The organism is Cupriavidus sp. 05T313 (assembly GCF_056396665.1).
Genome location: NZ_JBFTLX010000043.1, coordinates 1 through 12604 on the forward strand (window position 1 = coordinate 1; position 12604 = coordinate 12604).

At 63.9% G+C, this 12604-nt stretch carries 11 protein-coding genes; 5 read left to right on the top strand and 6 right to left on the bottom strand.

Annotated features, from left to right (window positions below):
- Positions 1-160 precede the first annotated feature (160 nt).
- From AC1DKD_RS12490 to AC1DKD_RS12500, 3 genes are read right to left on the bottom strand one after another with little or no spacing between them, the layout of a single operon-like run.
- Positions 161-769 carry a hypothetical protein gene (locus AC1DKD_RS12490; protein WP_477103807.1) on the bottom strand — a complete coding sequence of 203 codons (609 nt, stop codon included), beginning with the start codon at positions 767-769 and terminating at the stop codon, positions 161-163.
- Positions 766-1467, bottom strand: coding sequence for a hypothetical protein (locus tag AC1DKD_RS12495; protein ID WP_477103808.1), 702 nt, complete (start codon positions 1465-1467; stop codon positions 766-768). The genes AC1DKD_RS12490 and AC1DKD_RS12495 overlap by 4 nt, the downstream gene beginning before the upstream one ends.
- 13 nt (positions 1468-1480) lie before the next feature.
- On the bottom strand, positions 1481-2311 hold the full coding sequence (locus tag AC1DKD_RS12500; RefSeq protein ID WP_477103809.1) for an endonuclease NucS domain-containing protein: 831 nt from the start codon (positions 2309-2311) through the stop codon (positions 1481-1483).
- Positions 2312-2810: 499 nt separating this feature from the next.
- On the opposite strand from AC1DKD_RS12500, the gene AC1DKD_RS12505 reads away from it, so the two are divergent.
- Complete coding sequence (locus AC1DKD_RS12505; protein ID WP_477143331.1) at positions 2811-3713, top strand: DNA-binding protein; 903 nt, start codon at positions 2811-2813, stop codon at positions 3711-3713.
- Between the two features lie 263 nt (positions 3714-3976).
- On the opposite strand, the gene AC1DKD_RS12510 is transcribed toward AC1DKD_RS12505, so the two are convergent.
- From AC1DKD_RS12510 to AC1DKD_RS12520, 3 genes are all read right to left on the bottom strand, one after another.
- Positions 3977-4918 (bottom strand): toll/interleukin-1 receptor domain-containing protein, encoded by a 942-nt coding sequence (locus AC1DKD_RS12510; RefSeq protein ID WP_477103811.1) that lies wholly within the window; start codon positions 4916-4918, stop codon positions 3977-3979.
- Positions 4919-5007: 89 nt separating this feature from the next.
- Positions 5008-5235, bottom strand: a complete 228-nt coding sequence (locus AC1DKD_RS12515; RefSeq protein WP_477103812.1) for a hypothetical protein — start codon at positions 5233-5235, stop codon at positions 5008-5010.
- A gap of 177 nt (positions 5236-5412) precedes the next feature.
- Entirely contained in the window at positions 5413-5544 is a 132-nt protein-coding gene (locus AC1DKD_RS12520; protein ID WP_477143332.1) for a hypothetical protein, read from the bottom strand.
- A gap of 795 nt (positions 5545-6339) precedes the next feature.
- Here AC1DKD_RS12520 and istA point away from each other — a divergent pair.
- From istA to AC1DKD_RS12540, 4 genes are read left to right on the top strand one after another with little or no spacing between them, the layout of a single operon-like run.
- The gene (istA, locus tag AC1DKD_RS12525) at positions 6340-7359 is read left to right on the top strand and encodes an IS21 family transposase (protein WP_477143333.1); all 1020 of its coding nucleotides are present in this window, start codon (positions 6340-6342) and stop codon (positions 7357-7359) included.
- 38 nt (positions 7360-7397) lie between these two features.
- Positions 7398-8846 carry a site-specific integrase gene (locus AC1DKD_RS12530; protein ID WP_477143334.1) on the top strand — a complete coding sequence of 483 codons (1449 nt, stop codon included), beginning with the start codon at positions 7398-7400 and terminating at the stop codon, positions 8844-8846.
- Positions 8843-10723: an integrase gene (locus tag AC1DKD_RS12535; RefSeq protein ID WP_477143335.1), complete on the top strand. Its 1881-nt coding sequence runs from the start codon at positions 8843-8845 to the stop codon at positions 10721-10723. Before AC1DKD_RS12530 ends, AC1DKD_RS12535 begins: the two co-directional genes overlap by 4 nt.
- Positions 10720-12603, top strand: coding sequence for an integrase (locus tag AC1DKD_RS12540; protein WP_267600167.1), 1884 nt, complete (start codon positions 10720-10722; stop codon positions 12601-12603). Before AC1DKD_RS12535 ends, AC1DKD_RS12540 begins: the two co-directional genes overlap by 4 nt.
- Position 12604: the final 1 nt, after the last annotated feature.

A 12604-nucleotide genomic window follows, 5' to 3' on the forward strand; every position in this document is an offset into this window, starting at 1 on the left:
CCCTAGGTAAGAGCATCATCGCGGACATACCACGCGCGTTTTCCGTAATGACATAGCGGGGGTGGTGTCGAGCGACCGCGCCGCGCGCGCCCGACACAACTCCGCCAGGCGCAGTTGCACGCCGTCGTTCGTCGGCTGGATGCTGTTCAAGTAGATAACCTCAATGTCCTCCCAAAACCAGGCCACAGCGTCCGCAAAGCGGTGAAGCAACTCGCGCGGGATGGCCACGCTGCTGAACGAGGGTGGCGGCGGATCCGCCGGCAAGGTTTGGCCCGGGATTGGGAAGGGGATGCTCCCGGAAGAGCGTCTTCGACGACGGCCCGTCGCCGTGCCGGCACGCGTTACCGATGAGCTGCAGCAGGTCAAGGACAGCAAAGCTGTCGAAGGCGGTCATGGGGATGCCCCGCAAGCTTTCGAAATGCCGCTGCACCTGCGGCCATGCGTCCTTGGCGATCCTGTTGAGAAGAACTAGATCGCCTGGTGGGAATGTAACGCAGCCCCGCAAATAGCTGCGGAGTTGGCGCTCCCACAACGACTGGATGGCCAGACAGAACGCTTCGACCGTCGATTGCAGGAGGGCCTGCGCGTCCGCGTGGGCGAACGGGGCGCCGCCTTCGTTGCTGGCCGCCCACGCTGCGATGTCCGTGTCGAGCGCGGCGAGCGACGGCTCCACGACGTCGCGCAGGAACGCACGAACCTGCATCCCGTGCTTGAACGTGAGCACATCCTGATAGCCGTGCGCCCAGCGGTGCGTATCCACCGTTGTCACAGGCGCCTCCAGCGGCGAATTCGTTCCCGCAGACGGGACCAGCGCGTGGACGGTGCGGGGCGGTGCCTCGGCACGTCGCGGAACTGGGGGAAGTCGTTGAGGAACGTGGTCAAGCCAATGTTGCCCGGCCGAGGGTCGGTGGTACGGAAGATCTCGGCCAGGTCGGCCTCCTCGGTCGGATCGGGGCGCCCCTCGGGCCAACTGGCGAACCCATAAACAATGAGCACAGACTCGGGGGAAAGCCCGCTTCGACGCTGCTCCCGCGGTGCCTGGACCTCACGATAGTAGCCTGCGTCGTGGACGTTGTGCATATTGAGCGCGAGGTAGAACTGGTGTCGCCAGTGCTCCTCGTGGTCGTCCGCAATGACGCGATGCACGCCGGCGCGGATCCGACGTTTGAGGGCCTTGTACGTTTCGATGTGGCGGGCCGCGGTCAGCCAGTTCAGGCGGTCGGCCGGCACGGGCCGAAGCTGGGTGCCGTCCACCGTCAACGCGGCGTAGGCCCGTTCCAGCGACAGTTTGGCGTGCTCGAGCAGGGCCGCGCTCTTCTGGTAGAGCAGCGGGCGAGCCAGCGCGAGCACGGCGATGATCGCCGTGATGACGGCGGCGACGATGGTCGCGAGCAGGGACAAGCGCGACACTTGGGCATCGCTCAGGTCGACGAGGGAGAGGTACGAAAGCAGATAGTTCAGGGTCATGCGGGCCGCCCGATCATGCGGACTGGAGTTGCAACGCGACCGGGTGCAGCGACACGGCGAGCTGATATTCCAGCAACCGGACGTGCGACACCTGCGTCGCCGCGTACAGCAGCTTTTCGGAAATCGACGAGGCGACAATCACGCCCCACACCTTCTTTCCCTGGGCGCGGTGTTTCTCGACCCAGCCCATGTAGCGAAGGATCTGCCCCAGCGCCTTGTCCGGCCCACCGTCGAGTTTCAGCTCGAACACCACAAGGTCGCCCGCGGAGTCGACGAACAGCAGGTCCAACGGGCCAAGCGCGGTCTGGTACTCCACGCCGTCGCGGCCCTCGTCGTCCACGAACAGGCGAAGCGGAGCGGCCTGCCCCGGCAGGGTCGGCGGATTCTTCGCCAGGTAGTCGCGCAGATGCGCTTCCATCGCGAACAGGCCGGATCCGTAGGGGTCCGGACCAGCGTCCATGGCCTCCGGCTCCTCGTCAGCAATGCTGTCCAGCGTGTCGTCGCAGCGGTGCACGCTGAGCGCACCGTCGGCCGCTTTGGCGATTTCCCACGCTCCGTGCTTCGCCGGGTTGTACCACACGACCTTGCCGCGCCCGATGTTGTAAAGGAAGTCGTATTGGCCGTTGGCCAGGCGCGGCTTCTTGTTCTCCGGGTAGTGCACTCGGGAGGGCGCATTCACCGAGCAAATGATGAGCTGGCAGTTGATGGTCTCGGATTTGAGGTCCGGGTACTGGACCCACAGGAGTTGCTTGACCTCGGCGTACGTCACCTCGCGCCCGAGCGGGGCGATCGTGTCGCGGATGAGTTGCCAGATCGGCGGGCGGTTCGTCGAAGCGGTGTTCACGAATCCCTTGCGTTCGAGTTGGTATGGTCGCCAGACGGCTCTGCCCCGGCTAGTCGACTTGATACCACGATGCTTCGTACGTGCACCAGCAGAAAGTAGTTGCTCCTCCGCCCAGGGCGAGGGGCGCCGTAGTGGGAGTGCTCATCCTGTCCGCCGTCACCCGGGCCGCCTCGGAAGGAGCTCGACGGCCATTGGCTTTTCGAGCAAGCCTTTGCACTCAGTCTCAAAGGGATTGTTGGGAAGCGCGCAGACAGTACATACCAAGTCGGCGTTCGCTCGCCCGACTGGGTGAAGATCAAGCGACCCGGCGCGGTCGCGCCCGGGCGATTCCAACGGGCGATGGGGTAGCCGCCGATCTCTGGCGTTGGCTGTGGACCACCCGGCAGTCACGCGCTGGAATAGGGCATTTGCGCCGCTATCTCACTCACGCACAGCTGATATCATATCATTTTGATATGATATTATTAACTCATATCATATCGAACGGAGAGCATGTCTCATGGCGCGTCCTGGCATCAGCTACGAAGAAGTCAAAGCGGCCGCAGAGGAACTGGTGGCCGAGCAACAGAAGCCGACCCTCCGTGCGGTCCGCGAACGCCTGGGGGGCGGCAGCCCCAATGCCATTCATCGGCATTGGACCGCCTGGCAGGGCCGGCAAAAGCCGGCCGCACGCGCGCTGCCCGAGCCGAATCCTCGCCTGTTGGCCGCGCTGGGCGCCGAGCTCTCCAAAGTGGCAGAGGAAGCCAGTGCCGAGGCCAACGCCGAATTGGCCGCTGCGCAGAGGGATCTGGCAGAGTACGCGGCGCGCGGCGAGGCGATGGAGGCGGAGCTGACGAAGCTGCAGGAGCAGCTAGCTCAGTTGGCTTCTGAGCGTGACACCTTGGTCGGGAAGGCTAGTGAGCAAGCGGAAGAAATCTCACGCCTACAGCAGGAAGCAGAGCGCGGCCGTGAGGAGATGGCAAGTGTGCGGCGAATCCTCGCCCAAGCCGAGCTACGGTTGGAAGCGGTGCCGCGCCTGGAGCGTGAAGCTGCCGATCTACGCGAGCAGTTGGAGYAGGCCCGAGCAGCCAGAGTTGAGGCAGAGAAGTTGGCCGCCGTTGCCGAAGCGCAGCGCGCCGGCGAACAGGCCGCCCAGCAGCAAGCGGAAGCTCGCCTTGCACGTGCGGAAGAACGAGAACAGCAGACCCGCAAGGACCTCGCTGATGCGATCGCCGCACATCAGCTCACGCGCGAACGCCTGGTCGAATCGGTGGGCTTGGCCAGTGCTGCGCAGGCCGAGCTGAAGCAGCGGCGCGTCCAGGATGACGCGAGGGGCGAGGGCCTGGGCGAGCCGAGCGGGGAAGCCGAAAAGACGGGAGGGACCAGTACACGAGCGCGCAAGGTACCGACTGCTGGCAAGTAGAGAAGCGACGCTTAGCGCCTATCCAAGGATAGTGCGCGACGACTCGGGTAGCGCTGCCTTTTCCTATTCGTGGTCTTTCAGGTCGACAAGCGATGCTTCCAGCGTATCGGCTGCATCGGCATGCAGCCCCGCAGTCGCTTCGTTCAGCTCGGCACTCGACGGTGCGGGACTCTGCTGCGTCGCGTAGCACGTTGATCGCGAGTCGCAGAGCATCGGCGGTCGTCAGTGAGGTCATGTGCTTTTCCTATGGTTTGGGGGTACTCCTACCGGACAGGCGGTGGTGGCACCGGCGGGCGGCCCAGCGGCGGCAGCGCCGGGCGCTGGTTGTGGATGCCGCGCGCCAGCTCCTCGACGCGTTCGCGGTACTGGAGATCGGTGGACAGGTCGACATAGGCGCGCGTGGCCAACGCCGGAATCAGTTGGCGCGGCATGGCGGTCTGGCGGATTATGGGAATGAACTTGCTGGTGCCCAATTCCTGCATGAGCTGCCCCATCACCAGCATGTGCTCGAAGCTTGCGCCGCCCATGTTGCCGAGAATCTTGCTCACATAGGGCTCGGTGCAGACCATCACGACGTAATCGCTTTGCATGACGCCGCGCCGCATGAAGAGCGCGAGATCATCCCCCGGCCGCGTGTCCCACTGGTCCAGCAACACCTCGATCCCGTAGGCCCGCAAGTCCATGCCGAGCTGGGCGACCCACGCCTTGTGCGCGACCGAGTCGTGGGAATACGATAGAAACACGATCGGTGCCTTGGGTGCAAAGAGCGTCGCCGAGGGCAAGAGCAATCCCGCTTGCTGGAGCACGCTCGCCAGCGCGACGTTCTTGACCGCCCAGTGCGTGCGGTTCAGCTCGAAGCTGCGTTCGATATCGAGCGGGTGCTGCAGGGCTTCGAGCTGCTCGGGCGCGATGGGCGCGATGTCCGGATCAAACTCGAAGGCCACGCCATAGCCATCGTTACGGTGCGAGATCCCGGTGATGCGACCCACGCGTGCCGCCTTGCGGCACATGCGCTCGTATGCGAAGACCGTGGGCAGCGACTGCAGGACATGAAACGTGTCATCGCTGAGCGGCAGGAAGCGATTGCGGACGATGTCGCTGGTGTATTCGAAGAGCCGGTCCTTGTCCACGCTCCACGAAAGGCCTTCCCAAGCCTCGTCGTGGGCGCTGACCAGCAGGTTGTAGTGGGACTGGGCGATGCTCACGGTGTCTTCCTCAGAGTGCGGTGCGCTGGCGCGATGAGGAGCCATTATGCCGCGCGGGACCGCCCGCCTGCTGCGCTTCGCAGTATCGCCTACTGCGCCACGCCGGCGGCATGGACGTGCTGCAGGATCCACAGCACGTCCCGCACCGCATCGCTGGTCTCCCTGTCCAGCGCATGAAACTGCAGCGCCGTGATCTGCGCGATCGCGACCTGTCCAGCATGGTCGAACGCCTCGGGCGACGCCGGCGGCTCGCACCGCAGTAGCGCGAGCCACGTCGAGGCTTTCGACGGCCAAGGCGACATGGTCGGCGAGATCATCCCGGTCGGCGTCGCGCATCGCGCGCGTGAGCGCATGGCGGGCGACCCAGACGGTGGAAGCAATGGCCTCGGCGCTCACGACGCGTCCGGCGTCAAATCGTCGGGCGGGCCTCATCGGTCTGCGTCTGCAGCGTGAGGAACGCCTCACTGCCGAGCTTCAGGCAATCACGAATGAGCCTAAGCGCCCAGCGCCCCTTCTATCGTTGCGAGCTGCATCAGCCGCCGCTGCAGGGGCGATACGTAGTAGGTCGGACGCGGCTTGCTTCCCACCATCGTGAAGGTGTCCGCCACCACCAGCCCGATACGCACCAGCGGTGTCGATGGTGGTGTAAATCCGCGTAAATCTGGCGGCGTCCGATGCCGGCGGCGTTGCGATACCAAGTAACGATGGAAAAGGTTTTGACGCTGGGCGCGTCGTAGGGAGCCCGTAGGGCGACTGGAGACGCGCCCAGCGTCGCGGCGCATGTGGACAGTCTGGCGCGTGATAAAAAGGGGGGTCGCCGAGGAAACAACCGGCGCGGCATCGGCCACACAGACCTCGCGAGTCAAACCGATACCGCGCCGACACCGATTCCGGATATTGGGTCCGGAGCGCACGTGCGCGCCAAGTATTGCATGGCAGGTGCGGTCTGTCGATGGCCTTCGGCGTTCATCAAGGAGCGTCGATGCAGCCCACGGGCCGCCTGTTCATGTGTGCCTGTTGCCGGGCGCAGGTCTTCATTTGCCGCCGCTGTGACCGCGGCAATCGCTATTGCCGTGATTGTGCCGCAGAGGCCCGCCGCGCCAACGTGCGCGAAGCCGGCCGGCGCTATCAGCGTAGCCGTCGCGGGCGCTTTGCCCACGCTGCGCGAGCCCGACGCCACCGGGCTCAACAAGAGATCGTGACGCATCACGGTTCACCCACTCCCCCTGCGAATGATGTACTGCGACCGGACCCGACAGACGTCGCCGTTGCAGTTGACGCAGGCGATCGTGCGACGGCGGTGCCGGCAACGCAGTGCTGTCACTGCTGCGGCTGCCCGCTGCCACCGTTCGTGCGCACAGGCCATCTGCGTCGTCGTGGTCCGCGTCGTACTTATCGTTTCGAACGCGGAGAAGTCCCTGATGACCATAAAAGCTGAACTAGAGGCGCAGATCCTGCGCTACTACCACGTCGAGAAGTGGCGCTGCGGCACCATCGCAAAGCAGTTGCACGTGCATCACGAGACGGTGCAGCGTGTGCTTGCGCATGCTGGGCTACCGCGGCACGGACCGCCGCCGCGCCCGTCGATGATCGAGCCGTACCTGGCGTTCATCCGGCAGACGCTGGAGAAGTTCCCTTCGCTCAGAGCCAGCCGCCTGTACTCGATGGTTCGCGAGCGTGGATACAAGGGTGCGCCGGACCACTTCCGGCATTTGATCGCGCAGTACCGCCCGCGCCCGATCGCCGAAGCATTCCTTCGTCTGCGCACGCTACCGGGAGAGGAGATTCAATGCGACTGGGCGCACTTCGGCCACATGGAGATTGGCCGGGCACGCCGGCCGCTGATGGCCTTCGTGATGGTGCTCTCGTACTCGCGCGACATCTATCTGCGTTTCTGTCTCGACGCCCGGATGGAGAACTTCCTGCGCGGCCACGTCGGGGCCTTCACCCACTGGGGTGGTTTAGGCAAGGTCATTCTTTACGATAATCTCAAGAGCGCGRTGCTCGAACGTCAGGGCGATGCGATCCGCTTCCACCCGACGCTGCTCTCGTTCGCCGCGCATTACCGGTTCGAGCCGCGCCCGGTGGCGGTGGCGCGCGGTAATGAAAAAGGTCGCGTGGAGCGGGCCATTCGCCACGTACGCGACGCGTTCTTCGCGGCGCGTACCTTCACCGGTCTGGACGATCTAAACGCACAGGCCGAGCATTGGTGCCGCAACCAGGCGGCCGACCGGCCATGTCCTGAGGATCGCGCCATGACGGTACGTGAGGCCTTCGAGAAGGAGCAGCCACTGCTGCTGGCGCTGCCGGACAACCCGTATCCCGTGGAGGAGCAGCTTGAGGTCAAGGTCGGCAAGACGCCCTACGTGCGCTTCGACCTGAACGACTACTCGATATGCGCAAGTGAAGAACGATTTCCGGATACTCGCAGGCTGTGTTAAAGCGGACACCCGCACAAACACAGCAGAGGATCTGCACGATGACAGCAAGACGAACGACCATCCGGCAACTGCCGCTGACCGAGGTCGTTGACCGCGACACACCCGGTGCGACGCCGGTCAGCATCACCGCCTCCGAGGGCGGCACTATCTATCACACGGTCCCACTCGCAGACCCTGACACCGGCAGGCGACGCGACGCCCGCCCGCAGTGGATCGCAGGCACTTTCCCTCTCTTTCCCGTTGTCCGGCTCGCTGACGGCGCGCCGTGGGCTGAGGCAAACGTCTGGCTCATTGATATGATGGAGTCGAAGTCGTCGCCAAACATGCTGACGTTCGCCAGCATCGCAGACGACCTGGTGGCGTTCCGTCGTTATCTCGATGACGAGGACGTCGACTGGCTGATGTTCCCCGCGAACAAACGGCAACGGCCCACCTACCGCTACAGCGCCTCGATCAGGCTGGCTGTGCAGGCAGGCGAACTGTCTCCGGGCGTTGCCAGGCGTCGTATGGGTGCCGTGGTGCGTTTCTATCGCTGGCTCATGGCCGAAGCAGGCTTCAGGCCCGCAAACGCGCCGTGGGTCGAATCTGGCCGTTTCATCGAGTTCAAGGACCAGAAGGGCTTCAGCCGCGCGGTCGAGGTCAAGACTACCGACCTGTCGATCAGTGGTCGGCGCGCCGAAGACCCGTGGGACGATCACATTCAGGACGGCGGTCGCCTGCGCCCACTGTCCTCTTCCGAGCAGTCGGTGCTGCTCCAATCGTTAGCCGCACTCGGCAACACCGAGATGACGCTCGYTCATCTGTTCGCGCTGTTGACAGGCGCTCGTATCCAGACGGTACTGACCGTGCGAGCGAAACACGTGATGCGCAAGCCTGGCGGGTATCACGGCGACGACATCCGTCTCGCCTGCGGGCCGGGTACGGGCATCGACACGAAGGGCGGAGTCAAGGGCGTGTTGCACTTGCCGCGCGGTTTGTACGAGCGGCTGTACATCTACGTGCACAGCGATCGTGCTCGCAAGCGTCGCCAGCTGGCAGACGGCGGCGATCATCCCGACCAGCCGCTCTTTTTGAGCCATCGCGGTGCGCCACTCTACGAGGATCGCGCGTCGCGTGCCCCGCTCAGCGCTGGCCCGCAGGTACGCCGCCATGTCAAGACCGGGCAGGCCGTGCGCCAGTTCATCAGGGACGAACTGTTGCCCGTGATGCGCGTGCAGCTTGGCAACCCCAGGTACGAGTTCAGCTTCCACGACCTGCGCGCCACCTTCGGGCTGAACATGGTCGACACGATGACAGCGAATGAGACGAAGTACACGCGGGCGCTCGATCAGTTGCGGCAGTTGATGTGGCACGTACAACCGTCTACGACCGAGCGCTACCTCGCTTACCGCGAGAATTGCAAGCTGTTCGACGCGGTACAGGACGGCTGGGGCGCGCATCTGTCGACGCTGGTTGCGCGCACCCTCGACACGGCGGTGGCAGCATGAGTCGCCAGTACGAGGAAGTGCACATGCCGCTCGCGGAGGGCACAACACTGCTGCACCCCGAGCGCGCGCTGCTCAAGTGGGAAGGCACCAACAGCCGTTCCGATATCGGTCAGATCTGCTATCTGACGCGTGACACGTCAAGTCCGCAGCGCACGCGACACACTTTCGAGCACTCAAGCTTCAGCAGCGAACGCGCCAGGGTCGTGCGCCTGCTGGTGACCCAGATTTCCGGGCGTATGACCCTTGGCACGAGGCGCCCGGAGACGATCTCCATGTATTTGCGCGTCGTGCTTGAGTTCGTCAACTGGGCCGACAGGCAGGGCTTGCATCAGACGCTTTGTCACGAGAAGGCTACGGCGGAGGCCGTTCATCGCTACTTCCGTGAGAAGCGCGAACAGGTCTCGCTGGGCAACCTGAAGCGCAATTCCGTCGGCACCAATCAGCGTTATCTGTTGTCGATGCTACGTGAGTTATTTCGAAACGACGACTTCTGCGCCGATGAGAAGGTGCTACGCCGTCAACTGGATGCTTCTGTGCCGACGGCTGTGCCTGACGCCGGGRCACAAGCCGCCCTGCTCGCGTGGGCTGACGCGCTCTTCAGCGGCATCAGCACGCTGGTGCTCGACTTCAAGCCGTACCCGGTGCACGTGACTACCGCGCGAGGTGAGAGTCTTTGCCTTGTTCCGTACAGACACCATCGTCGCGAAGGCGACGGCTCGCACGGCCTGGCCGGCTGGAATCTGGAAACGGGAGAGCCGCGCACCCGGGAAGAACTCACGATGCGCATGGCGGAGGCTGGCGCTAAAAACCCTTTTAAGCGTTCGGGGGACATCGCGACGCGTGCGGCTAAACATTTTGCGGCGGCGAACGAGGACGCGCAGTCACCGATCCGTCGCTCACATGCTTCGATGGCGGTCTTTTGCTTTGCCGCGCTGTTTCTGGCCGAAACGGGCGTCAACCCCGCACAACTGCTGGCCATGAGGTGGAGCCCGGAGTTTGCCGCGAGCCTGCAGGATGCGTCGGTTGCACGTCAGAAGTTTCGTGAGGTCAAGTACCGTGCAGGCGGTAGGGACGTTACGTTCACCGTCTCGCTGGGCTTCATGCCGAAGCTCAAGGCGTATCTGGCATTGCGCGAGTATCTGGTGCAGGACGCAGACTACGACGGACTGTTCATGGTAGTCGGGTGTTCTGCACAGAGACGACAGCCAGTGGGTCTCTCACCCCAGTTTCTGGTTCAGCTTTACCGTCGACTCGACACGTTCGGGATCGTGCTGCCACGCATTAGCGCACGTCAATGGCGTGCGGTGAAACAGGATTGGGCGGTGAGCAACCACGGCCCTGTCGTCGCAGCCACGCTGATGGGGCACTCGCTGGTCACGGCGCTGCGCTCGTACTCCAACGGTACGGATGCCGCGCACAAGGCTGAGATGGGCGCGTTCCTCGCTTCGGTCGAGAAGACCGTGCTGAAGCCCGGCGACGACCCAGCTGGCAGCATCAGGGGCGCGGTGGGCATCTGCATCGGGTTCCACAAGCCTGCACCGATCGCGGACTCGGTCACCGTGCAGCCTGACTGCCGCTCGACCGAAGGGTGCCTCTTCTGCGACCAGTACCGCGTGCACGCCGACGCCACCGACATCCGCAAGCTGCTGGGCTGCCGTCACTGCATCAGGCTCGTGAGTGGGCGTGCTGGATCGGTCGAGCAGTACGACAGCTCGTTCGGCGCGGTGCTGCGCCGCGTTGACTTCCTGCTGGATGAACTGCGTAAGCGCGACGCCGCGCTGGTCAATCAGATCGAGCAGGACGTTGATATTGAGGGGAACCTGGACGCTTTCTGGTCGACGAAGCTCGACCAGCTTTACGAATTGGGAGTGGCATGAACAACACGCTGATCTCACCGATCGCTGAGTGCCCCGACTGGTATCGGGTCGAGGATGATACGGTCGTCACGCGCGACAAGGCTGGAAACGCGGTTTCGCTGTTTGGTGACGACGCCTGGGACATCCAGGCATATACGATCGGACTGCGTCGCACCCACATCCATTTCAGGGGACACCTGCCTGACGGCGCGAGTCGCGCCCTTTCAGAGGCGACTACGCGTCAGTGGAAGCAGGTGATGTACTTTCTGATGCACGAAGTTACCGATACGGTCCCGGCGTCCGGTACGCTACACGCTCGTTCAAATCACCTGAGGGCGTTCGCGTTCTTTGCCGCCGCACGTCAGCTTACGCTCTACGAGGGCCTGTCCACTGTCGCTGTTGTTCTGGACTATGCGGCGCAAACCGGGATGGAGACGAAGGCCCAGATCCTTCATTCGATTCTGGTAAAGCTTCACCGTCTGGGCGTCGGGACCACAGGGCTGCGCGTACCACTGGGCCAACTGCACAAGCCTCTGCTCGAGCGCTTCGCGCAACGTGCTGGATACTCACAACACCCTGTCATCCCGACGCGGATCTACCAGCACTTCCTGTCGGCCTGTGAGCATGACCTCAGCATCGCAGAGGGCGTCGCTGACATGCTGTCGGACTACCTCGCACGCAGGTACGCTGGAGAGAGGCCGGGCGTCTCTGTGGAACTGGCGAGGACTGCTTTGCACTTCGGGTGCAAGGACTCCCCTTACGTTGTGTCGTTTCTTGTAGCGGCGATCGGCGGGCTATGCCAGCTTGTCATCCTGTCGTTCACCGGCATGCGTGCGGCAGAAGCGGAGAACCTGCCGTACAACTGCCTGAGCGAGACCCGTCTGGATGGCGTGACGCACTACACGATCGAGGGCATCACGACCAAGCTGTCGGGCGGTCGTTCCAGGCGCGCATGCTGGGTGACCAGCCAGCTCGCTGCCCGTGCCGTCAGGCTCGCGCAACGGCTGTCGGGCGAGGCACACCGTGCGCACTGCGCGCAGGGCTACGCCGAATCGACGGACGGTTCGCACCTGCTGTTCTGCCGGATGGGGCTGCGTTTGGGGTACGTAGCAAACCGGGCGGCGAGTACCGTTCATAACGATATCGAAGCCTTTCGTGAGCGCGTCTTCCCGACAATCACGGTCGAGGACATCGCTGAACTGAAGCGTGTCGACATGCACCGCGCGTGGGAAGACGAGCCGAAGTACGCGGTCGGGCAGCAGTGGCCGTTCACGCGCCATCAGCTTCGCCGTACCCTGGCCCTCTACGCCCATCGGAGCGGACTCGTGACGCTGCCGACGCTCAAACGTCAGTTGCAGCACGTCACGCAGGAGATGAGCATGTACTACGCTCGTGGCTCGGCATTCGCTAAGGGCTTCATCGACGCCGACAAGACCCACTTCGCGAAGGAATGGGCCGGGGCACAGGGCCTGTCCGAGTACCTTGCATACGCCGAGCAGGTGCTGTTCTCTGACGAGCGGCTGTTCGGCGGCCACGCAGCGTGGACGCAGAGCCGTGCCGTGCAGGCCTCGCCTGTGTCGGTCTACTCACGCGAGCAGACGGTGAGGATGTTCGTGAAGGGCGAGCTGGCGTACCGCGAGACGGTGCTGGGCGGCTGCGCCAGTGTCGAGCAGTGCAAGTCGACGCCGCTCGACTGGATGCGTCTGGATTGCCTTGAATCGGACTGCCGTAACCTCGTGGTCGTGCCATCGAAGCTTCGGCGCGTGATCAACGCGCAGCAGGTTACGGTCGCGAAGCTGCGCGCGGTCGATGAGACGAGCGTCGAATACCGGATCGAGGCGCAGGTGCTTCAACGACTGCTTGACGCGCAGGAGAAACTGATCAAACCGGAGGCAGCATGAG